This window comes from Shewanella electrica (assembly GCF_022321485.1).
In the GTDB taxonomy this organism is placed as follows: domain Bacteria; phylum Pseudomonadota; class Gammaproteobacteria; order Enterobacterales; family Shewanellaceae; genus Shewanella; species Shewanella electrica.
This window is the reverse complement of sequence record NZ_JAKOGG010000707.1, coordinates 1-240: the sequence shown is the minus strand read 5'-3', so window position 1 is coordinate 240 and position 240 is coordinate 1. Positions and strand designations below refer to the sequence as shown.

Below are 240 nucleotides of genomic sequence, written 5' to 3'. Positions count from 1 at the left end.
CGCCGCTGGTTGCATCCAGGTTACTCTGAAGACAAAGTGTTCTCTGTACGCCATCGCCTGCAAAGATGAAGTAGAGCCACGCAACGTTGTGCTTTATGGTTTCGGTCGTATTGGCCGCATTATGGCAACCGGCCGAGATGATCATTATTTTTGGCGCAGCAATCGGCGCGTTAGTGGCTTTTACGCCCCGCCCCGATCCGCGCAAGAATATTGCCACGTTGGTACAAGCCTATGGCGAAT

Annotated in this window: 1 protein-coding gene; it reads left to right on the top strand. The window is 52.9% G+C overall.

Annotated elements, in window-relative coordinates:
- Window positions 1-95: 95 nt before the first annotated feature.
- Window positions 96-240: motility-associated protein (locus L9G74_RS22410; RefSeq protein WP_326521534.1), on the top strand; the 145-nt coding region annotated here is incomplete at its 3' end.